We start from the raw sequence: 22,573 nt of genomic DNA on the forward strand, positions 1-22,573 counted from the left end.
CCTCCAGCCACGCGCAGACAGTGCTGGGCGGAGCGCGGTGTACTGAGTGACTGGGAATCGTCGGCAGTGATAACCACTAGGCCGTTCGGGTTTTTCCCAAAGGTGTCCCTCTTGACGAAATCCAAGCTGTGCAGTCGGATCTCCGTTGGGTTTCCGGTGGTGTTAGAGATTCCGATGCGGACGAACTGGAGGGCGGACCACGGCGCGTTGCCGCGAACTTGGATTGCGGGATGTCCAGGACGATCCAGCGGTCTTTCTGGAGGGCGTATGACGCTGCTGAGGCGCCGCCTGCGGTGAAGCCGATGGTGGCGGATGATGTCAGGGTTGCGGAGCTGTTGCCTACCACCACCTGGATGGCGGTGAAGTCGTAGTCGGTCACCTTGATAGTGATCCGGACGTTGCAGTCGGTCGCGTCGAATGTGGTGTCCATTGTTCGGGTTGCGTAGACGTGAGCGGCTGTGCCGGTGGTGATAAGCCGGAGGCACCTGTCGCCGAAGTATGCATCGGCGGTGTAGTCGGGGGTGCTTGCCGCGTCCTTGTTCGCTTGGGCCGGGATCGTCCATCCACTGGATGCCCTGTTCGCTGGTGCACGGCGCAGTACGCGGGCCGCTGATTCGCTGCGGGGGATGTAGGTTGTTGCGGCTTCGGACTTGTCGAGCTTCGGTGCAGCCGCCCCCTTGGATTCATAAGTGGCATTTAGTGCCCCTCGAGTCGCGCTGGCGGGGTCCGCGATTTTGTCGGCCGCAGCAGAGTCCAGGCCGTGCAGGGTGAGTGGTTTCGGATCAAGAAAGCCCATTGTGGTTCTCCAAAATATCGGCGGTTACGTGGTCTGCTAAGCCGGTGTTCTGAGGCCGTCCGTCATCGGTCCTTTGGATCTGCGCGGCTTCAGGTGCATCTGCCGGGTCCGCGTCGGTGCTATCCACCGGATACCCACCGCTTTCCGCTGTCTTCTGCCGCAGCAGGGCGTTCTTTGCACCCATCAGGAATGCCCGCTGCTCCGGGGTGGCGTGCAGCTCGCCGGCGTCCATCTTCCGGATGTCTTCCTCGAGGACCAGGCCCGCGGCATGAAGCCCTTCCGCCGTCCCGGTCACTTCCTTGCCCCTGCGAAGTTGAGGCCGGCGTCTCGGGCCGCGTACAGGGACTTGGAGATGTAATCGCCCTGGACCCAGCTCGTCCCGGCGTCGGCGTTGAGTTTGGTGCCCAGCTCGTTGTCGATCAAGGAGAAGTCGTGAGGGATGGTGCCGGTGGCGAGGAAGTAACGGATGGTGGCGGCCCGCGTTTCGTGCCGGTGCGCCTTATGGTCGAGCTGCCATGCTTTGCCTACCTGCTGCCCGGAGGGGCGCCCCGTCAAAACGTCGATACCGGCAGCCCGGTCCCAGCCGCATTCGTCCAGGTCCTCGAGCTGGCACTTCAGGTCAGCTACTTTTCCTGCATGCGAGGTGGATTCCTTGCGGGCGCTCGCCGCCAGCTTGTCCTCTTCCCGGGCCTCCATCTCCAGCGCTTCCCGCTGTGCGTCATGGAGCTTTTTCCGGGCCTCGGCTGCGGCCTGGTCATAGGCGCGGGCTCGGCGCTCGTGCGCCTGAATGTTGAGGGTGATGCGCTCTGCTGCTGATTCGTCCAAGAGGATCGCGGCACCTGACTCTGCGTCGAGGCGGGCGGCTTCTTCGCGGGCGGCAGAGGCTTTGCCTTTCCATTCGGTGACTACGGATTCGGCCTTGGTGACCGCGGCCTGAGCCTGTTCAAGGCCCTTGCTGAAAATTCCCATGCTGGTGTGCTCCTAATGCCGGGGTGGCTTAGCTGTAAGAGATGATGGTGTGGTTGCTATTGGTGGCGCTGCGGCTTTCCCTCTTCTTGAGGGGTTTACCGGAGGGGGCCTGCTGCTCGGCTGCGGCAGCCCGCGGCGCTTTGGATTCTGGGGTGAGGGTGCGGGCGAGTTTTTCTGCCAGCTTGGTTAGGAAGCGTGAGACGGATTCCTGGCGCTTGTCCTCGTAAGGAGTGGTCTTGGCGGCTTCGGTATACGCCTCGACGGCGATCTGGTGGGCTTCCGATTCGGCGAGGTAGATACCCTTGGATCCGTCGGTGCGCATGATCGCTTCAGCGAGTGCCTTGGTTGCGGCATCTGCTGATTCCCGGGCCGCCCAAATGGCTACCGCTTCGAGACCGTCGCCACGACGCTGCAGCGGAACTTCTCCCTCGGTAGCGGCTCGCTGTGGTTCGCGTCCGAAGGCCTTGGCTATCGCGTCCTGATTGGCGCGTTCCTGGGCTGAGGGGCGGCCGTTGAGGGCGTCTGAAACCTCGCGTGCGGACCTGCCCGCCTGTTCGGTAGAACGGCCCTTGAGCGCCGCCAGGATGTCCTGGTCCGTGATGTTCTTGCCTGCCATGTTGGCTCCTCGTACTGAGATTCTGTGTGGTCCGGTGGCGCCCCGATCCGCCTTCCACGAGCGGTCCGGGGCGTTTCCACTAACCCGGCGAGGTTCCCGGAGGAACTTCCAACATCAGTCTCTGTCGGAGTGCGATTTCAGGGCTTCCGCGCTTCCGGAGACGGAAACGCGGGGGAGTAAATGGTGGGTAAGCGGTGGATCGAGCACGCCATGAATGCAGAAAGGCGGGCTGTCCGCCTGCGCTCACGGGATAGTCCTCCTTCGGAACCTGCGATCGGACTGTTAGCGGACCGGCTAAGCGGCGACGTCCTTGGCCAGAACATAGTCCTCCCGCCAGGTGCAGCAGCTCGTGGCTAACCCTTGGGACGTGGTCTTCCCGTCCTCCACCGGCACGCTGCGGGATCCGGGGAACTTTCGGAAGCAGTGGCGCTCCGCCCGGGATGACATCGGCTTCCAGTGGGTCACTCTGCATACGTTCCGGAAGTCCGTGGGGACGCTTCTGGCCAAGTCTGAGGGCATGGCCTCGGCCTCCGCCCAGTTGGGTCACTCCAGCGAGCAGATCACCAGCCGGCACTACGTCCAGAAAACTCACGAGGCTCCGGACATGACTAGCCTGCTGCAGGCGTTCGGGGCATGAACGGTGGGCGCGAGGCGCGGGTGCGTGAGCTGGTGGAAAGATTTCGTGCGGCTGCTCTACACCCAGACATGAGGCGACATGCGGGCTTCTATTCCTTCCCGTGGGGGTCGTGCACGTGGGCCTCGTTCGCGCTGGGTCACCTGCTTGCTGAGGTGGAGCCGGAAGTGGATTGGCACATGGTGAATGCGGCGGGACCGTCAGCAATCCAAGGTCATGACTGGCTGGAGGGCGAGGGGCTGGTAGTGGATGTGACAGCCGACCAGTTCCCTGGCTTCACTGCCTACGTTGGACCTGGTCCCGTTCCGCTTCCGCCGGCATACCAGCGCAAGCAGCGCATCGAACTGACGGAATGGGATCCTCCACATGCCGAGGCTCTGACGACGCTTCGCCAACTCATGGCAGAACTTGGGGAAAAGCAAAGCGGTGGGTAAGCGGTGGATTGTCTGAATCTCAAACGAAAAATGAAGCGGCTCTGATCTACGTTTCCTCAGGTCAGAGCCGCTTTTCGGTGTGCCCCAGGAGGGAATCGAACCCCCGACCGGCGGATTAGAAGGCCGCTGCTCTATCCCCTGAGCTACTGAGGCAGTTCCGGAGGTGAATTCCGGCGCCTCAAAAAGTTTACATTGCCCGCCGTCCCGGCGCCGTCATTGTTGTGCGTGGCAGCACTGCTCCTCCACAGGCAGCCTCCTAGTCGGGGTTTTGCACATAGGCGGGCTCCTGCCTCCCTGGCAGCTTGCGCCTGGCCCATGCTGGTTTTGCCTGCTAGGGCAGAACCAATGGAGACAGGACGTAGAGATGAACGACACCATAACCATCAAGGGCTTCGTTGCCACCGACATCACCAGCGGCACAACACCGGGGGGAGTGGCCACCGCCGAATTCCGGATCGCTTCCAACTCGCGTCGGCGTGATAAGGACGGCCAGTGGGTGGATGGCCACACCAACTGGTTCACGGTCCAGGGTTACCGCCATCTGGCCGGCAACATGGGCTGCAGCATCCGGAAGGGCCAGCCCGTCATCGTGGTGGGCACGCTAAGGATCCGCAGCTGGGAGAGGGACGGCAGGGTTTATTACTCGCACACCATCGATGCTGACGCCGTTGGGCATGACCTCACGTTGGGGACGGCCAACTTCACCCGGTCCTCCAAGAAACCGCTCCTCTCGCTGGTGGAACCGGAGCCACCCCTTGACACCAGCAGCCAGGCCGGGCCGGGAGGCCCTTTCGACGAACCCGAAGACAACGATGACCCCGGTGACGGCGGAGATCCGGCTGCCGCCTATGTCGAGGACGCCAACGGCGACCTGCTGGCCCTCGACCTGGAAACGGGGGAGCTCGCCGACTCCCCAGTTTGAGGATGCCCTTGTCAACGCCTCTCGGCCCTCTTGGTTCCTTGGCGGGCAGGGTCGCAGCACCCCCGGCTGCACCCCTGTCCGCCAAGGTCATGAAGCCCAGGGCGGAAAGCTGGCTCTCGGAGGCGTGGCAGAATGGCACCATGCGGCTTACCCCTGACCACCGGCAGAACACCACAGCCGGTGCAGTATCGGCCGCCCCCGCAGCTTCAGTCCAGGCAGCTTCAGTCCAGGCAGCTCCAGCACCGGCAGCTCCAGCCTACGCAGTTGTCGCACGTACAGCTATCGCTCCCACAGCTGTTTGGCCCCCCGCCGCACGCTGCTTGGTCGTGGCAACCGCCGCCGCCGCGCTGGTGGCGGGTTTATCCGGCTGTGTTGGCGGAACGCCGCAAGTCCAGCCCGGTGCATCGGAGCAGGCTGCCGCGGCAACATCAGCCGGTTCGGCGCGTGCAGCAACGGAAACAGCGGCCCCCGAACCGCTGGCCGGGACCTCCGGGGCGCCGTCGGCCACCGCAGCGGACGCCGTTGCCACCGCAACGGTGACACAGACCGTCACGGATGCGCTGGGACGCCTGGCGGCGGGATCCCCGAAACCGGCCACCGCCCAGGTAACAGATGCACTGACCGGGGCGGGAATCGCGCCGGAAGCATTGCAGGTATCGCAAAGCCGTACCCCCACCGGCCTTGAAGCGGATGCCATCGAAGCGGCAGTGCTGCAAGGAAAGGACTGCGTCATCGGCCAGGTCCGGGACGGTGCAGTCACGGTAACGGTCCTGCCCGTGCTGGCCAGCGGCAAGTGCTTTGTAGGCTCCTGACCTTGCCGTACCGAATGTGAGATATGCCCGCCGACCCATTAGATTTGGAACCATGGCGGAATTTATCTACACAATGACCAAGGCCCGAAAAGCCGTTGGCGAAAAACTCATTCTTGACGACGTAAGCATGTCCTTCTTTCCCGGCGCCAAGATCGGTGTTGTGGGCCCGAACGGTGCCGGTAAGTCCACCATCCTGAAGATCATGGCCGGACTGGACACCCCCTCCAACGGTGAGGCCCGGCTCAGCCCCGGCTACACCGTGGGCATCCTGCTCCAGGAACCACCCCTGAACGAAGAAAAAACTGTCCTGGGCAACGTCCAGGAAGGCGTCGGCGAGATCTACGGCAAGATCCAGCGCTTCAACGAAATCTCGGAGGAGATGGCCAGCCCCGATGCTGACTACGACACCCTCCTTGAGGAGATGGGGCATCTGCAGGAAGCCATCGACGCTGCAGACGCCTGGGACCTGGACTCACAGCTGGAACAGGCCATGGACGCCCTCCGCTGCCCGCCGGCGGACGCCGACGTCACCAACCTCTCCGGAGGTGAGCGCCGCCGCGTAGCCCTGTGCAAGCTGCTCCTGCAGAAGCCGGACCTGCTGCTTCTCGACGAGCCCACCAACCACCTGGACGCTGAAAGCGTGCTGTGGCTCGAACAGCACCTCTCCTCCTACGCCGGCGCCGTCCTGGCCGTCACCCACGACCGGTACTTCCTGGACCACGTGGCTGAATGGATCGCCGAAGTGGACCGCGGCCACCTCTACCCGTACGAGGGCAACTACTCCACGTACCTCGAAAAGAAGCGCGCCCGCCTGGAGATCCAGGGCAAGAAGGACGCCAAGCAGGCCAAGCGTCTTTCCGAGGAACTTGAGTGGGTGCGGTCCAACGCGAAGGGCCGCCAGACCAAGTCAAAGGCCCGCCTGGCCCGCTACGAGGAGATGGCTGCCGAAGCAGACCGGACCCGCAAGCTGGACTTCGAAGAAATCCAGATCCCGCCGGGACCACGTCTGGGCGGCCTGGTCCTCGAAGCCAAGAACCTGCAGAAGGGCTTCGAAGACCGGACCCTGATCGACGGCCTGTCCTTCAGCCTGCCCCGCAACGGCATCGTAGGCGTCATCGGCCCCAACGGTGTCGGCAAGACCACGCTTTTCAAGACCATCGTGGGACTGGAACCGCTCGACGGCGGGGACCTGAAGATCGGCGATTCGGTCAAGATCTCGTACGCTGACCAGAGCCGCGGCGGCATCGACCCCAACAAGACGCTGTGGGAAGTTGTCTCGGACGGCCTGGACTTCATCCAGGTGGGCCACGTCGAAATGCCCTCGCGCGCTTATGTTGCCGCCTTCGGCTTCAAGGGCCCGGACCAGCAGAAGAAGGCCGGCGTGCTCTCCGGCGGTGAGCGCAACCGCCTGAACCTCGCCCTCACCCTTAAGCAGGGCGGAAACCTGCTGCTCCTGGATGAGCCCACCAACGACCTCGACGTCGAAACCCTCAGCAGCCTCGAAAACGCCCTGCTGGAATTCCCGGGCTGCGCCGTGGTGGTCTCGCACGACCGCTGGTTCCTGGACCGGGTGGCCACCCACATCCTCGCGTACGAAGGTGACGAGGAGAACCCCTCCAAGTGGTACTGGTTCGAGGGCAATTTCGAATCCTACGAGGAGAACAAGGTGGAGCGGCTCGGCCCGGATGCGGCCAAACCGCACCGCGTCACGCACCGCCGCCTCACCCGCGACTGATAAGCGGGGCAAAAGCGAAAAACAACAGGCCGGCCCCTCAAGGGTGCCGGCCTGTTGGCGTTTCCGGGTGCGTTGAACCTGCAGCTAGTCCTTGGCTGCCTTGCGGATCTGGTGCTCCATGACTTTGGACTGGAAGGCGCCCACCACTTTGTTCTTCAGGTCGGTGGGCACGCGGACCATCCCTTCCTGGGCCACCGACGCCACGTGCTGGCCCGCCCGGTTGAAGATCTTGCCGGTGGCGAGTCCGCGGGCACCCTGCGCGCTGGGGGATTCCTGCACATAAAGCAGCCATTCGTCCACCCGTGCCGGGCGGTGCCACCACATGGCGTGGTCGAGGCTGGCGACGTTCATCCCCGGGGTGATCCAGCTCAGGCCGTGCCGCCGCAGGATGGACTCCAGCAGGGTGTAGTCGCTCGCGTAGGCCAGTGCCGCACGGTGCAGGTTCGGGTTGTCCGGCATGGGGCCGAAGGTCTTCATCCACACGGCGTTGCGTGCTTCCCGCTCGCCCTTCGCCGACACATACAGCGGCGGATCAACGTGCCGGATGTCGAAGGGCCGTTCATAGGCCCAGTGCCGCGCCACCGGGTGATCAAACTTGCCCAGCAGGTCAGCTGTGCTGGGCAGCGACTCGGGATCGGGAATCCCGCTGGGCATCACGGATTCGTGCTCGATGCCTTCGTCCTCGCCCTGGAAGGAAGCAATCATCGACAGGATGGGCACGCCCTCCTGGTAGGCGTGGACGCGGCGGGCCGAAAAGGACCTGCCGTCCCTGAGGCGCTGCACGCCGAACGTGATCGGCTTGTTCGCATCCCCCGGGCGCAGGAAGTAGCCGTGCATCGAATGCACAAAACGGTCCGGGGCCACGGTCCTGAAGGAAGCGATGAGCGACTGTGCCAGTACCTGACCGCCAAACACCCGATGGTGGGGCTGCTGCTGCGACGGGCCAAGGAAGATGTCCTCATCTGTCCGGGCCCCCTCGAGCTCACCAAGGTCCAGAAGATTGATGAGCGATAAGGTGGGATCTTCGCTGGGGAGCGCCAGGAGTCCGGCGTCGGCTTCAGTCATAGTTTGACTCTAGACGGCACCAAGGCACTGCTCAACAAAGGTCGACCCGGTAGTGTTCTTGGTGTGTCTGATCTCCTCACCTCGTCCTTCCGTTTCGCCGATCCCCGCGACCTCGCTGATTTGAAGACCTTCGCCACGCGGGCAAAAGCAATCGACGACGGCGCCATCCGGCTTCAGGCGGCAGGTTCCGTTCTCGCCGCGTACGTGTGCGTGCTGCGCCCGCGTGTGCTCGGTGAATCGACTCCCACCATCCTGGGTCTGCGCACCATGGCGTTGGCCGAGCCGTCCGGAACGGACGTCACCGTTCCCCTGGCCGCAGTGCTGGACCGCCTTGCCAGGGCGGGGGAGGACGACGTCGAGCTGCCGGTTCCGCCGTCCACCGTCACCGAGTCCTGGACCGGGGTGGGCGCTCCCAGGAGCGGATGGGAGCTGATGGGCCCGCGCAGCGACGCTGCCCTTCGCGAGGCCGCTGAAGCGGGCATTGCGGAAGTGGCAGGCATTGTGCCGGACAAACCGGGCGCGCTGATCGTCAACAACGCCAGGGCCGCCGTCTGGGGCAGGGAACTCGATGAAACCGGACTGCCGGCAGGGGCCGCCTTCGCCGCCCTGGCCCTTGGTTTCCTGGGTGACGGCGACCAGAAGCTCTACCGTACGGGGCGCTGGTTCCGGTTGACTGGACCGCGCGGGCACGTCCTGGCACGCACGGGTAGCGGGCTGCTCTAGGCGCAAGAACCCTGCTCTAAACGCAAAAACCCTGTTTGAGCAGCCGCCGCTTCACTGCCCGGCCGGGCTGTTCACCATCGACAGGGCGGCGCGCTCCATGTAATCCCACAGGGTGCCCTCGTACAGCGGCGGCAGCTCCAGCGCATCCACGGCCTTGCGCATGTGGAACAGCCAGCGGTCCTTGGCTTCCGGCGTCACCTGGAACGGCATGTGGCGCATGCGTAGCCGGGGATGGCCGCGTTCCTCGCCGTATGTGGTGGGACCGCCCCAATACTGTTCCAGGAACATCAGGAACCGGCGCTTGGCCGGTGCCAGGTCCTCTTCCGGGTACATGGGCCGCAGCAGCGGATCCGCGGCCACGCCGTCGTAAAAGACATCGATCAGCTTCACGAACGCTTCGTGGCCGCCCACAGCGTCGTAGAAGTTATCGGTGTAGCCGGGCTGGCTGAAGGGATCGTTCTGCATCAGCTGGCGTGGCCGCTGCGGTTCGATGGGGATGGTCATCGCTAGTCTCCGGCTTTCTGGTCAGTCTTTTTTGTCTCGACGGCGCCGTGGTCGCTGCCTTGGTCCGTGGTCCCGTCCGGTGACTCGTGCAGGGGCACGTAGTTGCCCTGGGACCGGTTGCCGACGCGGAGGATCTCACCGTTGCGGAGGTACCAGATGGCGCCATCGTCCGAGCGTACCCGGGTGATGCGCAGGCCCATGGACTCCACCACACCTACAACCTCACTGGTCTCGATCACGTCGCCGATGCCGTACTGGTCTTCAATGGTAATAAAAATTCCGGCGAGGAAGTCCCGGATCAGCTGCTGGGCACCGAAGCCGATGGCCACACCCAGGATGCCGACGCTGGTGAGCAGCGGGGCGATGTTGATGTCCAGGTTCTGCAGCACGTACATGCCGGTGATGATCACTACCAGCACGCCCACCACGCTGTTCAGCAGCGAGCCGATGGTTTCAGCGCGCTGTACGCGCCGTTCGTGGTCCAAAGCCCGTAGTGCCGGAGCTACCCATTTGAAGGTGGGCTTCTTGAAAAGGCTGCTGCCGGAAGCCACCTGCCGGGTGATGCGGGAAATGACGAAGGTGGCAACCAGCCACACCGTGACGCCCACGCCGAGGCTAATCACGATGCCTGTGATGTTGATACCGTCCGGATCACTGGCGGCGGGGGGAAGGATCGACAACGTGCTGACCATTTGGGGGAAGTACTCCTGGGGGTTCCCCGGCTGCAGCCGGGATGCGGACGCCGTGCACCGGTTAAGCCCGGCGCGGAAGGCTCTGTTCTCCTTCAACCCTAGCGCCGTAGCGTGGCCGCATGCGCATTCTTGTCCTTGGCGGAACCGCCTTCCTGTCCGCAGAAATCGCCCGCCAGGCAGTGGCCACCGGGCATCGCGTCACGTGCCTGGCCCGAGGCTCCGCAGCAGAACCGCCTCAGGGAGCGGCATGGTTGAAAGCCGACCGTTCAGCGGGCGGTCAGGCTTATGCCGGAGCCACAGGCGACTGGGACGCCGTGATCGAGGTCGCCCGGGACCCGGTGCCGGCATCGGAAGCGTTGCGCGTCCTCGCGCACCGGGCAGCGCATTGGACGTTCGTCTCCAGTTGCTCGGTGTACGCCGACGCTTCGATTCCCGGTGCCGGGGAGGATGCCGCCCTGCTTCCTGCGCTTGACCCGGGTACGCCGTCGACGCCGGAAAACTACGGCGAGTCGAAAGTTGCCATCGAGGAGGCAACGCTTCAGGCCGTGGGCGGCAAAGCCCATCTGTGCCGTGCCGGCCTGATCGGCGGTCCGGGGGACGGCTCGGACCGGTATGGCTACTGGCCCGCCCGCTTTGCCCGGGACACAAGGCCCGTTCTGGCGCCGACGATCGACGACGCCCCCACGCAGGTGATCGACGTCCGGGACCTGGCCGCATGGATCCTGCTGGCCGCGGAGCGGGGCATCACCGGCGCAATGAACGCACTGGGAGACCAAGTCCGGTTCGGTAACTACCTCGACGCAGCCGGGAGGGCGGCGGGTCACAGCGGCGCGGTGGTGCCTGCGGCGGAGACCTGGCTTGCGGAGCAGGGTGTGGGCTACTGGGCCGGCCAGGATTCCCTGCCACTCTGGCTCCCGCCCGCGCATGAGGGTTTTATGGCCCGGAGCAACCAGGCGGCGGTCGACGCCGGCCTGCGGCTCCGGCCCTGGCAGGAGACACTGGCGGACGCGTTGGCCGACGAACGCCAACGGGGGCTGGACCGCGCCAGGAAGGCCGGGCTGTCACAGGAAACAGAGGGGCGCCTGCTCGCCGCCCTGCAGGAGACTGCCTAAGCGAGGAGACCGCCTAGCCACCGGACCGTACGGTCAGCCAACCACCGTCTCGGGCTCGTGGTCCACCGGAAAGTTCACGCTCCGGGCGATGAAGCAGACCTGGTTCGCCTCGTGGTGCAGCCGGGCCGCAAGGTCCGCCTGGCCCGCGTCCGCAACCGTCACGCGCGGGTGCAGGGTGACGCTTTCGAACTGGCCGCTGCCGTCCCGGTTCAGGCGCATCAGCCCGCTGGCGTCGTCGCGGTAGCCGGTCACCACCACACCGTGTTTCACCGCTACGTGGAGGTAGGAGAGCATATGGCACTGGGCCAGGGCGGCCAGGAGCAGCTGCTCGGGGTTGTAGCGCTCCCGGTCTCCATGGAAGGTGGGATCCGCCGAGCCCTTAATGACCGGCAGGCCCGGGATGAGCACGTCGTGGTCGCGCGAGTAGCCGCGGTAGGACGACGTCCCCTCGCCCAGGTTGCCGGTCCACTGGACAGTCAGCGCATAGCTGTGTTCGTGCAGGCTCATACCGCGGGAACTGCTTCGCCGGGAAGGACGTCAGCCGCGCGGGCGCGCAAGGCCCGCGCCACGCCGTCGCGGTTTTCCAGCATGAGCCGGCGCAGCGCGGCGCTTTCGGGGGGAAGCGACGCCAGGAAGCCATCCGTCCGGTCCACGATGGCCTGGGTGGTCAGCAGGGAGGGGTAGAGCCCGACGACGATCTGCTGGGCAAGTGCGTGCGTCCGGGTCTCCATGATCCCCGGCACCGCCTCGAAATACTTCTCGGCGTACGGTTCCAGCAGTGACCGGTCCAGGACCCGCATGAAGCCGTTGACCGCCGAGCCCTGAAGGGCGTTGGACAGCTCGCCCTTGACCACGATCGATTCCCAGGCCGCGGCTTTGGCCTCCGGCGCGGGGATGGCGGCCTTGGCCTGGGCCGCGGCATTTTGTCCGCTCGAGGTGTTGTCTCGCTCCAGCTCGGCGTCGATGCCGTCCTGGCCCAGTCGGCCGCCTGCCACGAGGGACGTGACCAGCTCCCACCGCAGGTCATGGTCAACAGCAAGTCCGTCGAGGACGAGCGATCCGTCGAGAAGCCCCGCAACCCGGTCCAGCTGGCTTTCACTGCCTGCCAGCAGGGCAAAGGACTTCACGAACTGCAGCTGGGCGTCCGAGCCGCCCGGCACCTCGGACGCCAGCTCCCACAGCTTGTCCGCGGCCGCCACGGCCGTCGCCTGCCGGTGCTCTTCGGCCACATAGAAGTTCAGCGTGGTGGCCAGCTGGCGGAGCTGGACCAGGATCACCGAGGAATCTGTCTCGGCAGCCACGTTGGCCAGGATCAGTTCCACATAGCGCCGCGCCGGGGTCTCACCGTCGCGCGCAGCGTCCCAGGCAGAATTCCACACGAGTGTCCGCGGCAGGCTTTGAGTGAAGTCCTTCAGGTGCGCGGTGGCGGTGGCCAGGGACTTTTCATCCAGCCGCACTTTGGCGTAGGCGAGGTCATCATCATTAACGAGGATGAGGTCAGGCTGGACCAGGCCGGCCAGCGCGGGCACTTCGGTACGTTCGCCGTCGACGTCCAGCTCCTCGCGGTGAACCCGCTCCAGCTTGCCGGCGTCATTGAGGTTGTAGAACCCCACCGCGAGCCGGTGTGGACGGATGGTGGGCCACTCTTCGACGGCCGACTGCACAATGGCGAACGATGTGAGCTTGCCGTCGCCGTCCACCTCCACCTCGGGCTTGAGGGTGTTGACGCCGGCCGTTTCAAGCCATTGCCGTCCCCACACATCGAGGTCGCGGCCGCTGGCCTTCTCCAGTTCCACCAGGAGGTCCCGCAGCTCCGTGTTCTGCCAGGAATGCTTGGCAAAGTACTCCCGCACGCCGGCCATAAACTGCTCCGGTCCCACCCACGCCACCAGCTGGCGGAGGACGGACGCGCCCTTCGCGTAGGTGATGCCGTCGAAGTTCACCTCGACATCCTGGAGGTCGTTGATCTCGGCGAAGATCGGATGCGTGGTGGGCAGCTGGTCCTGGCGGTAGGCCCAGGACTTCTCCACCGAGGCGAAGGTGGTCCAGGCACTGGTGAACGAGGTGGCCTCAACAGCTGCAAGGTGGGACATGTACTCGGCGAAGGACTCGTTCAGCCACAGGTCGTTCCACCAGCGCATGGTCACGAGGTCGCCGAACCACATGTGGGCGAGCTCGTGGAGCACGGTGATGGCGCGGCGTTCAATCTGGGCGCCGGTGACCTTGCTGCGGAAAACGTAGCCTTCGAGGATGGTCACCGCGCCGGCGTTCTCCATGGCGCCTGCGTTGAACTCCGGCACGAACAGCTGGTCATACTTCTCGAACGGGTAGGGGCAGCCGAACTGCGCCTCAAAAAAGGCGAAGCCCTGCCGGGTCAGCTTAAAAATATTCTCTGCATCCAGGTACTGCATCAGCGACTTCCGGGCAAAAACCCCCAGCGGGATCACCCGCCCGTCCGAGCTGGTGACCTCGCTGCGCACCGACTGGTACGGGCCGGCGATCAGCGCCGTGACATACGAGGACAACCGCGGGGTGGGGGAGAAGGACCAGACGGACCGGGCGCCGCCGTCCTCGCCGGGCGTGGTCTCCACCGGGGCGGGGGTGGGGGAGTTGGAGATGACGTCCCAGTGCGAGGGGGCAGTGACAGTGAAAGTGAAGGTGGCCTTCAGGTCCGGCTGCTCGAACACGGCGAACATCCGCCGTGAGTCCGGAACTTCGAACTGCGTGTACAGGTAGACCTCGTTGTCCACCGGGTCCACGAAACGGTGCAGGCCTTCGCCGGTGTTCATGTACGGCGCGTCCGCCACAACGGTGAGCTCGTTGTGTTCCGCGAGCTCCGGCAACTGGATGCGCACGCCGTCGGACACTGTGGCCGGGTCAAGGCTGCGGCCGTTCAGGGTAACGCTGTGCACGGCCGAGGTAACCGCATCAATAAAGCTGGCTGACCCGGACTTGGCGCTGAATTTCACCGTGGTGGTGCTGCCGAAAACCTTCCCGCCCCGGGTCAGGTCCAGGCTGACGTCGTAGGACTCGACAGAGATCAGTTCGGCACGCCCGCTGGCTTCAGCGCGCGTCAGGTTCAAACCAGGCAAAGTGGGGCCTTTCGAAGGGTGGCGACTGCCCGCTGGCGGTGCCCAGCGGGGCGTTCGTTCATTCTTGCATTCCTTTGCGACGACAAGTAGCACGGCTCACAGTGGGTAGGAGTCAGGTGGGAGGCCAGTTGCCGGCGGCGGGAGTAGCGTTAAATCATGGGCAAGTTCATGGAGTCGGTGGACACCAGAGCCTTGCGATTCGTCGCAGGGTTCCCGGTGATGGTTGCGGCCGCCTTCGTGGTGACCGCCTTCCTGATTCGGGCGGACCTTCCGGAGCCGCTCGCCGTCCGGTGGACGGCCGACGGCGGTGCCTCCTTCGCGCCCTTCGCCGCCTATGTGACGGCTGGCGCCCTGATGATCGTGGCTGCGGGCTGGCTGGTCCTGTCCCAGGCGCTGCCGGTCCGCAGGCCCGTGCTGATGCGGCGGATCATGATGGGAGCAGGACTGTTCCTGACGCTTTTCGTCACCAGCGCCCTTGCGGCGGGGCTGATTGGCCAGGCCGGACTGGCGGATGCCCGGGAATCCCGGGTGGACATGACCGTGCTCGCGCTGGGAAGCGGGGCGGCCGTGTCTTTGGGCGTGACGATCGCCATGGTCTACAAGGCGGACCAGCAATGGTCGCCCGATGACGACCGGGCCCTGCAGTTGGCCATTGCCAGGGAACTGGATCCGGACCTGTCACGGGACAGCATCAGGCTCTGGGTCCATGCCCGCAGCTCGGTCTTTGTGATGATCGGCATTGCCTCGGTGTTTCCTGCCATGCTGATTGCCATCGCCTTGCCCTGGCTCGGGGCTCTGCTCGTGATCCTGGCAGTTATTGGCGCGGCGTTCCTGTGTGCGCGCGTCAAAGCGGACCGGCGCGGCCTCAAAGTGCTGCTGGCCGGAGTTGTGCCGGTCATGGATGTGCCGGCAGGGGCCATTTCGGCGGCCAGTGCGGCAGAGGTCCGCGCCGCCGACTTTGGCGGGTGGGGCTACCGGCACCACAGCGGAACCGCCGCGATGCTCGTCAGCAGCGGACCCGCCGTCGTGGTTAATAAGACCGACGGGCAGCGGCTTGCGGTCAGCGGCGGGAGCCAGGACTCGGCCGCACGGCTGGCCGAGGTCCTGACGAGGGTCGCGGCCAGGGCGCGGGGCGGCGGGGATGCCGCGGCAGGCCAGGCTGACTCCTAGTATCCTTGTCCGTGTTGTCCTGACCCCGGCCTGCACCGTCCGTGCCGGCCGCCAGCGCCCACCGAACGGATTCTGCTCGTGACTTCTTCCCCTGCCTTCCCGCGGGTCCACATCGCCACCGACCATGCAGGCATGGAACTCAGCGCCCACCTCGTCACCCACCTGACGGCCAAGGGGTACGACGTGGTGGACCACGGCCCCAAGGTCTACGACGCCCAGGATGACTACCCGTCGTTTTGCATCAACGCGGCCCTCGCCGTGGTCGCGGACCAGCAGGCCGGCATCCACGCCCTGGGCATCGTGCTGGGCGGGTCCGGCAACGGTGAACAGATTGCCGCCAACAAAGTGAAGGGTGTGCGCGCGGCCCTGGCCTGGAACCACTCCACCGCCACCCTGGCCCGTGAGCACAATGACGCCAACGTTGTGGCCGTGGGCGGCCGCCAGCACACCGTGGAGGAAGCGACGGAGCTGATCGAGGCATTCCTGACTGAACCGTTCAGCAACGATGAGCGGCACGTGCGCCGCATCGGCAAGATCGCCGCCTATGAAACAACCGGCGAGGTCATCGAGTAGTGCCGGAAGGGCATACACTCCGGCGCCTGGCGCGGCAGTTCTCGGACGTTTTCGGCGGCCAGCGGCTGGCAGTCTCCAGCCCGCAGGGCCGGTTTACCGGGGGAGCGGCCCTGCTGGACGGGCATGTCCTGGTTGCGGCGGATGCCCACGGGAAGCACCTGTTCCTGCACTTTGACCACGCTTTGGTGCTGCACGTCCACCTGGGCCTCTACGGAGCATGGAGCTTCGGCGGGGACAGCACCTTCGCGGGGTCCTCCAGCATTGGCGCGCCGCGCCGGGTGGGGGAGCAGGAGAGCTTCGACGACGGCGACGGCGGGCGCCCCTACGCAGGCCCCCCGGAGCCCGTGGGAGCAGTGCGCGTCCGGCTGGTGGGCCCCAACGGGTGGGCGGACCTGCGCGGGGCAACCACCTGCGAAACCATTAGCGCCTCCGAGGCAGAAGCCGTGCTGGACCGGCTCGGCCCTGACCCGCTGCGGAACCGGCGGGGAGACGCCGGCCGGTTTACCACCAACCTGCAAAGCCGCACGGCGCCGCTGGCCGCATTGCTGATGGACCAGAAAATCATCGCCGGCGGGGAAATGTGTACCGCGCCGAAGTCTTGTTCCGGCGGCGGCTGGACCCCTGGCTGCCTGGCACAGACGTTCCGGATACCGAGGCACGCAAGCTGTGGCGCGACGTCGTCTCCGTAATGAACGACGGCGTGGCGGACGGTCGAATCATCACCACCACGCCGCGGTACTGGACTGGCAACGGAAAAGGCGGGAACGGGAAAGCCGCCGCGAGTACCCCGGTGGTCAGCCCGGCTTCGGTGAGTGCCGCCGTTGTCAGGACCGAAACGTACCCGGCCCGCGAGGACGCCCATTTCGTCTACAAACGTCACGGGCTGCCCTGCCGTGTCTGCCGGACCACCGTACTGATGGCAGAACTGGTGGGTCGGAAGCTCTACTGGTGCCCGAACTGCCAGCAGTCAGCCTGAGCCAAACGCCGCCGGCTCCTGTCGCTTAACGCAGGAAGGCCCCTCCGGAGAGGGGCCTTCTGTTGTGGAGGGGACGACGGGAATCGAACCCGCGTAATCAGTTTGGAAGACTGAGGCTTTACCATTAAGCTACGTCCCCGAAGGAAGATCCATCTGTAAGCCTAGTACTGCAGGCCTTCCTGATGGGAACTTCGGGCTGGCTGTTCAAGCCGGATATAACTAAACCTAATCCATGGGCTACGTGTCAAATGTGCAAAGACGGCGCGTATCACCGTAGACTTGCCTGTGCACTTACGGGGTGTAGCTCAGCTTGGCTAGAGCGCCTGCTTTGGGAGCAGGAAGTCGCAGGTTCAAATCCTGTCACCCCGACTCTGCGGCCCGGACCTCTCGGCCTGGACAAAACATTGCGTTTGCAGAAACCCATCCCACAATCCCAGGAGTACTTAGACCGTGAAGAGCGCTGTCGAGAACCTCACCCCCACGCGGGTCAAGCTCAATGTTGAGGTCCCCTTTGAGGAATTGAAGCCCAGCATCGACTCGGCCTACAAGACCGTTGCTTCGCAGATCCAGGTCCCTGGCTTCCGTAAGGGCAAGGTCCCCGCAAAGCTCATCGACCAGCGCGTCGGCCGCGGCTACGTCCTGGAGACGGCCATCAACGAGGGCCTCAACGGCTGGTACCAGGCTGCTGTCCAGGAATCCGGCATCCGCCCGCTGAGCCGTCCCGAGGTTGAGATCACCGAGGTTCCGGACCCCTCCGCCACCGACGGCGGGCTGAAGTTCGCTGCCGAGGTTGACGTCCGCCCCGAGATCGAGCTCCCGGACTACGCCGGCATCCAGGTTGAGGTTGCCGCAGCCCAGTCCTCCGACGAAGACGTGGACAAGGCCCTGGACGAACTGCGCGGCCGCTTCGGCACGCTGAAGCCCGTTGACCGTCCCGCTGCCGATGGTGACTTCCTCACCATCGACATCACGGCCAGCATCGACGGCGAAGAGGTTGACTCCGCTGCCGGCCTGTCCTACCAGGTTGGCGCCGGCACCATGCTCGAAGGCCTCGACGAGGCCGTCACCGGCCTGAGCGCCGACGAAGACGCCATCTTCAACACCACCCTGGTGGGTGGCGACCACGCCGGTGAAGCAGCCCAGGTCAAGGTGGTTGTGAAGGCCGTCAAGGAGCGCGAACTCCCCGAGGCCGACGACGACTTCGCCCAGCTCGCTTCCGAATTCGACACCCTTGCCGAGCTCCGTGAGGACCTCGCCAAGCAGGCCGCCGATTCCAAGGTTGTTGAGCAGGGCGTCGAAGCCCGCGATAAGGTCCTGGACAAGCTCGTTGAACTCGTTGAGGTTCCGGTTCCGGACTCCGTCGTCGAAGAGCAGCTCGAAGCCCACTTCAAGGAGGGCAACGGCCACGGCGAAGGCGAGCACGACACCGAGGAGCACCGCGAAGAGGTGCGCGCCAACACCGCCCGCGCGTTCCAGAACGAAATCATCCTTGACGCCATCGCGGAAAAGGAAGAAGTCAACGTCAGCCAGAACGAGCTGATCGACTACATCGTCAGCACGGCCAGCCAGTACGGCATGGACCCCAACCAGTTCGCCCAGATCATCGATCAGAGCGGACAGGTCCCCATGATGGTGTCCGAGGTACGCCGCCGCAAGGCCCTGGCTGTTGTCCTGGGACAGGCCACGGTGACCGACAGCGAGGGCAACACCGTTGACCTCAGCGACTTCGTCCGCCCCGGCGGCGAAGAGGAAGCTCCCGCCGCAGAGGAAGCTCCCGCCGTGGAGGCCGAAGAAGCAGCAGCTGAAGCACCCGAGGCTGCGGGCGAGGAAGACAAGGCAGAGGCCAAGGCCTAGCCCACGCTGTAAGGCAGGATTGAACGGCCCCCGGATCCCAGGATCCGGGGGCCGTTTGCTTTGCACCGGCAGGCCCAACCGCATGTCCGGACGCAGGCCCAACTGCATCTCCCTGCGGGGCCGGGCGATCGTGCGCCGTCAGCGAACAGCCCACGGCGCGCGAACAAAACGTCAGTGAAACCGGTTAGTGTCCAAGTAGAGATTTTCAGTGATGTCACCGTCACCAGTGAGAGGTAAGTACACATGTCACAGCACGCAGAGGCCCCCCGGATGGCGACTGTCGATCCTGCAGCCCAGGACAACTACATCTACAACCGCCTCCTCAAGGAGCGGATCATCTGGCTGGGCTCAGAGGTGCGTGACGAGAACGCCAACGCCATCTGCTCGCAGCTGCTGCTCCTGTCCGCCGAGAACCCGGAAAAGGACATCTACCTTTACATCAACTCCCCGGGCGGCTCGGTCACCGCAGGCATGGCCATCTATGACACCATGCAGTTCATCCCGAACGATGTGGTCACCGTCGCCACCGGCCTCGCCGCCTCGATGGGGCAGTTCCTGCTCTCCTCCGGCACCAAGGGCAAGCGCTATGCCACCCCCAACGCACGCGTCCTGATGCACCAGCCCTCCGGCGGCATCGGCGGCACAGCCTCGGACATCAAGATCCAGGCCGAGCTCATCCTGCACATGAAGAAGGTTATGGCGGAGCTGACGGCCGAGCAGACCGGCCAGACCGTGGACACCATCCTCAAGGACAACGATCGCGACAAGTGGTTCACGGCCACCGAAGCCCTTGACTACGGGTTCTTCGACAAGATCGCCGCCCACGCCGGCTCGGTTGCCGGCGGCGGCGGAACCTCGAACAGCAACGGCGCCACGGGCGAGACCCCCTCCGCGAACTAACCGGCACAAGAACACTCAGATCAGGAGCAATAAAAATGAACTACAACTTCGGGTGGTCCGCCGGTAATCTTCCGTCCAGCCGCTACGTCCTGCCCCAGTTCGAGGAGCGCACGCCCTACGGCTTCAAGCGCCAGGACCCGTACACCAAGCTCTTCGAGGACCGCATCATCTTCCTCGGCGTCCAGGTGGACGACGCTTCCGCGGACGACATCATGGCGCAGCTGCTGGTGCTGGAATCCACTGACCCGGACCGCGACATCACCCTGTACATCAACTCGCCGGGTGGTTCGTTCACGGCCATGACGGCGATCTACGACACGATGCAGTACATCCGCCCTGAGATCCAGACCGTCTGCCTCGGGCAGGCAGCCAGCGCCGCCGCCGTCCTTTTGGCGGCCGGAACGCCCGGCAAGCGTCTGGCACTGCCGAACGCACGTGTCCTGATCCACCAGCCCGCGCTCTCCGGCGGGCAGGGCGGACAGGCCTCCGACCTGGAGATCCAGGCCGCCGAGGTCATGCGCATGCGGTCCTGGCTCGAGGACACCCTGGCACACCACTCAGGACGGACGTCCGAGCAGGTCAACAACGATATCGAGCGCGACAAGATCCTGACCGCGGAAGAAGCCCAGGTGTACGGCCTGATCGACCAGGTCCTGGATTCGCGCAAGATCAAACCGCAGGCAATTACCAGGTAACGGTAAAGTAAAGCGCCGGTGGCGCCAATCATTTGGCTCCACCGGCCTTTTCCTTCCACCCTGGGAAGCGAATGTGACCTAGAGTGGATGTTGTCACAACCGGCCCACGCAGGCTGGTGGAGATTCCAGCAACGGTGCAAGGCTGCCTGGCAGCAGGATACTAAGGGGTTCACATATGGCTCGGATTGGCGAGAGCACGGATCTGCTGAAGTGCTCTTTCTGCGGAAAGAGCCAGAAGCAGGTGCGCAAGCTCATTGCCGGGCCCGGTGTCTACATCTGTGATGAGTGCATTGAGCTTTGCAACGAAATCATCGAAGAGGAACTCGCCGAAGTTGCCGATCTTGGCAGCTTCGAACTGCCCAAGCCTCGGGAGATCTTCGACTTCCTGCAGGAATACGTCATTGGCCAGGAGCCGGCCAAGCGCTCCCTCGCCGTCGCCGTCTACAACCATTACAAACGGATCCAGGCAGGCCACGCGCCCAAGTCGGGAAGCCTGGCCGAGGGCGGCCACCACGACGACGTCGAAATCGCCAAGTCCAATATCCTCCTGATCGGTCCCACCGGCTGCGGAAAGACCTACCTGGCCCAGACGCTCGCGCGCCGCCTGAATGTTCCGTTCGCGGTGGCCGACGCAACCGCACTGACCGAGGCCGGCTACGTGGGTGAGGATGTGGAGAACATCCTCCTCAAGCTCATCCAGGCCGCGGACTACGACGTCAAAAAAGCCGAGCAGGGCATCATCTACATCGATGAGATCGACAAGATTTCCCGCAAGAGCGAAAACCCCTCCATCACCCGGGACGTCTCAGGCGAAGGCGTCCAGCAGGCGCTCCTGAAAATCCTCGAAGGCACTGTTGCTTCCGTTCCTCCCCAGGGCGGCCGGAAGCACCCGCACCAGGAATTCATCCAGATCGACACCACCAACGTCCTGTTCATCGTGGCCGGTGCGTTCGCCGGACTCGAGGAGATCATCGGTTCCAGGTCCGGCCGGAAGGGGATTGGCTTCGGCGCACCCCTCAACGAGGCCAGCAAAAAGATCGATTCCTATGGCGAAGTAATGCCGGAGGACCTCCTGAAATTCGGTCTGATTCCGGAATTCATTGGCCGGCTCCCCGTGATCACTACGGTGTCCAACCTGGACCGGGACGCCCTGATCCAGATCCTCTCAACACCCAAGAACGCCCTGGTGAAGCAGTACCAGAAGATGTTCCAGATTGACGGCGTAGAGCTCGTGTTTGACGACACCGCCCTGGACGCCATCGCTGAGCAGGCGCTGGAGCGCGGCACGGGTGCCCGCGGCCTGCGGGCCATCATGGAGGAAGTGCTCCTCCCGGTGATGTTCGATCTCCCCAGCCGTGAGGATGTGGCCAGTGTGGTAATCACCGAGGACGTGGTCCTCCGGGGCGCGGAACCCACCATGATCCCGCACGTCACCAAGCGGCGTAAGACTGCCTGAAAACCTTCCGCTAGACACCGTCAGATGCGGCTGCCCCTTGCGCAGCCGCCTGCACCTGAAGGAGTACACCCATGACTGACACTGCACGAAACAAAGCCGATTTCTGGTTTGACCCGCTGTGCCCGTTCGCGTGGATCACCTCGCGCTGGATCGGTGAAGTGGAGGACGTCCGCGACATCGAAACGGTGTGGCACGTGATGAGTCTTGCTGTCCTCAACGAGGGCCGCGACCTGGAGCCCGCCTACCGCGAGTCGATGGACAACGCCTGGGGCATGGTCCGCGTGATCATCGCGGCCCAGCAGGAGCACGGCCAGGAAACGGTCAAGGCCCTTTATGACGCCATGGGCACCCTGATCCATGAGCGCGGCGAGAAGGACAGGGCCCTGGTCATCACCAAGGCCCTCGCTGAATGCGGCCTGCCCGCCTCGCTGGCTGAAGCAGCCACCACAGAAGCCTTCGACGAAAAGCTGCGGGCCAGCCACGAGGAAGGCATCTCGCTTGTAGGCCAGGATGTTGGCACGCCCGTGGTGGCCTTCAATGGAACCGCATTCTTCGGCCCCGTCCTGACCCGGATTCCGCGTGGTGAAGAGGCCGGCAAGCTGTGGGACGCCACCACGGCCCTGGCCTCCTACCCGCACTTCTTCGAGCTGAAGCGCAGCCGCACAGAACGCCCTGAATTCAGCTGAACCAGATCCCGCCGGCCATCGACGGGGACGCAGCAGAGCTCCGGTAGAACTACTCGCTTGTAGTTCTGCCGGGGCTCTTGCGCATCCGGACCGGCAGGACAATGATGGTTCTTACCCTCTTCGAAAGAAGAGAGACGCAGGAACCGAAGATTCAGTG

Annotated in this window: 23 protein-coding genes, 3 tRNA genes and 1 pseudogene; 16 read left to right on the forward strand and 11 right to left on the reverse strand. The window is 64.6% G+C overall.

The window, feature by feature from the left end; translation table 11 throughout:
- Positions 1 to 76: 76 nt before the first annotated feature.
- Genes QF038_RS08070 through QF038_RS08085 form a run of 4 tightly spaced genes read right to left on the reverse strand, consistent with a single transcriptional unit; the run spans position 77 to position 2,381 of the window.
- The gene (locus QF038_RS08070) at positions 77 to 796 is read right to left on the reverse strand and encodes a hypothetical protein (RefSeq protein ID WP_307609667.1); all 720 of its coding nucleotides are present in this window, start codon (positions 794 to 796) and stop codon (positions 77 to 79) included.
- The gene (locus tag QF038_RS08075; RefSeq protein WP_307609668.1) at positions 783 to 1,091 is read right to left on the reverse strand and encodes a hypothetical protein; all 309 of its coding nucleotides are present in this window, start codon (positions 1,089 to 1,091) and stop codon (positions 783 to 785) included. The genes QF038_RS08070 and QF038_RS08075 overlap by 14 nt, the downstream gene beginning before the upstream one ends.
- Positions 1,088 to 1,765 carry a hypothetical protein gene (locus tag QF038_RS08080; protein ID WP_307609669.1) on the reverse strand — a complete coding sequence of 226 codons (678 nt, stop codon included), beginning with the start codon at positions 1,763 to 1,765 and terminating at the stop codon, positions 1,088 to 1,090. Before QF038_RS08080 ends, QF038_RS08075 begins: the two co-directional genes overlap by 4 nt.
- Positions 1,766 to 1,793: 28 nt before the next feature.
- Positions 1,794 to 2,381, reverse strand: coding sequence for a hypothetical protein (locus tag QF038_RS08085; protein WP_307609670.1), 588 nt, complete (start codon positions 2,379 to 2,381; stop codon positions 1,794 to 1,796).
- A 349-nt stretch (positions 2,382 to 2,730) separates the two neighbouring features.
- Between QF038_RS08085 and QF038_RS08090 the strand changes: the two genes are divergently transcribed.
- Both QF038_RS08090 and QF038_RS08095 read left to right on the forward strand, forming a co-directional pair.
- The gene (locus QF038_RS08090) at positions 2,731 to 3,018 is read left to right on the forward strand and encodes a tyrosine-type recombinase/integrase (protein WP_307609671.1); all 288 of its coding nucleotides are present in this window, start codon (positions 2,731 to 2,733) and stop codon (positions 3,016 to 3,018) included.
- On the forward strand, positions 3,015 to 3,449 hold the full coding sequence (locus tag QF038_RS08095) for a hypothetical protein (RefSeq protein ID WP_307609672.1): 435 nt from the start codon (positions 3,015 to 3,017) through the stop codon (positions 3,447 to 3,449). Before QF038_RS08090 ends, QF038_RS08095 begins: the two co-directional genes overlap by 4 nt.
- 80 nt (positions 3,450 to 3,529) lie before the next feature.
- On the opposite strand, the gene QF038_RS08100 is transcribed toward QF038_RS08095, so the two are convergent.
- A tRNA-Arg gene (locus tag QF038_RS08100) sits at positions 3,530 to 3,602 on the reverse strand.
- Positions 3,603 to 3,813: 211 nt separating this feature from the next.
- Between QF038_RS08100 and QF038_RS08105 the strand changes: the two genes are divergently transcribed.
- From QF038_RS08105 to ettA, 3 genes are all read left to right on the forward strand, one after another.
- Positions 3,814 to 4,371 carry a single-stranded DNA-binding protein gene (locus QF038_RS08105; protein ID WP_307609673.1) on the forward strand — a complete coding sequence of 186 codons (558 nt, stop codon included), beginning with the start codon at positions 3,814 to 3,816 and terminating at the stop codon, positions 4,369 to 4,371.
- A 326-nt stretch (positions 4,372 to 4,697) separates the two neighbouring features.
- A complete protein-coding gene (locus tag QF038_RS08110) occupies positions 4,698 to 5,183 on the forward strand; it encodes a hypothetical protein (protein WP_307609674.1) in 486 nt (161 codons plus the stop codon).
- Between the two features lie 52 nt (positions 5,184 to 5,235).
- Entirely contained in the window at positions 5,236 to 6,918 is a 1,683-nt protein-coding gene (ettA, locus tag QF038_RS08115) for an energy-dependent translational throttle protein EttA (protein WP_142064344.1), read from the forward strand.
- Between the two features lie 84 nt (positions 6,919 to 7,002).
- On the opposite strand, the gene QF038_RS08120 is transcribed toward ettA, so the two are convergent.
- Positions 7,003 to 7,983, reverse strand: coding sequence for an acyl-CoA thioesterase II (locus tag QF038_RS08120; RefSeq protein WP_307609675.1), 981 nt, complete (start codon positions 7,981 to 7,983; stop codon positions 7,003 to 7,005).
- Between the two features lie 63 nt (positions 7,984 to 8,046).
- Between QF038_RS08120 and QF038_RS08125 the strand changes: the two genes are divergently transcribed.
- Positions 8,047 to 8,706, forward strand: a complete 660-nt coding sequence (locus QF038_RS08125; RefSeq protein WP_307609676.1) for a hypothetical protein — start codon at positions 8,047 to 8,049, stop codon at positions 8,704 to 8,706.
- A 51-nt stretch (positions 8,707 to 8,757) separates the two neighbouring features.
- Here the strand turns inward: QF038_RS08125 and QF038_RS08130 are convergent, their stop codons facing one another.
- Both QF038_RS08130 and QF038_RS08135 read right to left on the reverse strand, forming a co-directional pair.
- Positions 8,758 to 9,210, reverse strand: coding sequence for a globin (locus tag QF038_RS08130; RefSeq protein ID WP_307609677.1), 453 nt, complete (start codon positions 9,208 to 9,210; stop codon positions 8,758 to 8,760).
- Between the two features lie 2 nt (positions 9,211 to 9,212).
- Positions 9,213 to 9,902, reverse strand: a complete 690-nt coding sequence (locus QF038_RS08135; RefSeq protein ID WP_050054786.1) for a mechanosensitive ion channel family protein — start codon at positions 9,900 to 9,902, stop codon at positions 9,213 to 9,215.
- A gap of 119 nt (positions 9,903 to 10,021) precedes the next feature.
- On the opposite strand from QF038_RS08135, the gene QF038_RS08140 reads away from it, so the two are divergent.
- Positions 10,022 to 11,014 (forward strand): epimerase, encoded by a 993-nt coding sequence (locus tag QF038_RS08140; protein WP_307609678.1) that lies wholly within the window; start codon positions 10,022 to 10,024, stop codon positions 11,012 to 11,014.
- A gap of 33 nt (positions 11,015 to 11,047) precedes the next feature.
- Here the strand turns inward: QF038_RS08140 and QF038_RS08145 are convergent, their stop codons facing one another.
- Both QF038_RS08145 and pepN read right to left on the reverse strand, forming a co-directional pair.
- The gene (locus QF038_RS08145) at positions 11,048 to 11,521 is read right to left on the reverse strand and encodes an OsmC family protein (protein WP_307609679.1); all 474 of its coding nucleotides are present in this window, start codon (positions 11,519 to 11,521) and stop codon (positions 11,048 to 11,050) included.
- Entirely contained in the window at positions 11,518 to 14,106 is a 2,589-nt protein-coding gene (pepN, locus tag QF038_RS08150; protein WP_307609680.1) for an aminopeptidase N, read from the reverse strand. The genes QF038_RS08145 and pepN overlap by 4 nt, the downstream gene beginning before the upstream one ends.
- A 156-nt stretch (positions 14,107 to 14,262) precedes the next feature.
- Here pepN and QF038_RS08155 point away from each other — a divergent pair, with 156 nt between their 5' ends.
- The 3 genes and pseudogenes from QF038_RS08155 (at position 14,263) to QF038_RS08165 (ending at position 16,825) form a co-directional block, all read left to right on the forward strand.
- Positions 14,263 to 15,276, forward strand: a complete 1,014-nt coding sequence (locus tag QF038_RS08155; protein ID WP_307609681.1) for a hypothetical protein — start codon at positions 14,263 to 14,265, stop codon at positions 15,274 to 15,276.
- A 78-nt stretch (positions 15,277 to 15,354) separates the two neighbouring features.
- Positions 15,355 to 15,849, forward strand: coding sequence for a ribose-5-phosphate isomerase (locus tag QF038_RS08160; RefSeq protein ID WP_307609682.1), 495 nt, complete (start codon positions 15,355 to 15,357; stop codon positions 15,847 to 15,849).
- Positions 15,849 to 16,825: pseudogene (locus QF038_RS08165) on the forward strand (Fpg/Nei family DNA glycosylase). The gene QF038_RS08160 and the pseudogene QF038_RS08165 overlap by 1 nt, the downstream one beginning before the upstream one ends.
- Before the next feature lie 65 nt (positions 16,826 to 16,890).
- Here QF038_RS08165 and QF038_RS08170 read toward each other — a convergent pair.
- A tRNA-Gly gene (locus tag QF038_RS08170) sits at positions 16,891 to 16,964 on the reverse strand.
- Between the two features lie 155 nt (positions 16,965 to 17,119).
- Here QF038_RS08170 and QF038_RS08175 point away from each other — a divergent pair.
- From QF038_RS08175 to QF038_RS08200, 6 genes are all read left to right on the forward strand, one after another.
- Positions 17,120 to 17,194: transfer RNA gene (locus tag QF038_RS08175), tRNA-Pro, on the forward strand.
- Positions 17,195 to 17,275: 81 nt separating this feature from the next.
- A complete protein-coding gene (gene tig / locus QF038_RS08180) occupies positions 17,276 to 18,679 on the forward strand; it encodes a trigger factor (protein WP_307609683.1) in 1,404 nt (467 codons plus the stop codon).
- A 270-nt stretch (positions 18,680 to 18,949) separates the two neighbouring features.
- The gene (locus QF038_RS08185) at positions 18,950 to 19,579 is read left to right on the forward strand and encodes an ATP-dependent Clp protease proteolytic subunit (protein ID WP_307613432.1); all 630 of its coding nucleotides are present in this window, start codon (positions 18,950 to 18,952) and stop codon (positions 19,577 to 19,579) included.
- Positions 19,580 to 19,614: 35 nt separating this feature from the next.
- Positions 19,615 to 20,274 (forward strand): ATP-dependent Clp protease proteolytic subunit, encoded by a 660-nt coding sequence (locus tag QF038_RS08190; RefSeq protein WP_013601337.1) that lies wholly within the window; start codon positions 19,615 to 19,617, stop codon positions 20,272 to 20,274.
- A 175-nt stretch (positions 20,275 to 20,449) separates the two neighbouring features.
- A complete protein-coding gene (gene clpX, locus QF038_RS08195; protein WP_307609684.1) occupies positions 20,450 to 21,730 on the forward strand; it encodes an ATP-dependent Clp protease ATP-binding subunit ClpX in 1,281 nt (426 codons plus the stop codon).
- 71 nt (positions 21,731 to 21,801) lie between these two features.
- Positions 21,802 to 22,416 (forward strand): DsbA family protein, encoded by a 615-nt coding sequence (locus QF038_RS08200; RefSeq protein WP_307609685.1) that lies wholly within the window; start codon positions 21,802 to 21,804, stop codon positions 22,414 to 22,416.
- Positions 22,417 to 22,573 lie beyond the last annotated feature (157 nt).

Origin of the sequence: Pseudarthrobacter sp. W1I19, from assembly GCF_030817835.1 — a bacterium.
In the GTDB taxonomy this organism is placed as follows: Bacteria; Actinomycetota; Actinomycetes; order Actinomycetales; family Micrococcaceae; genus Arthrobacter.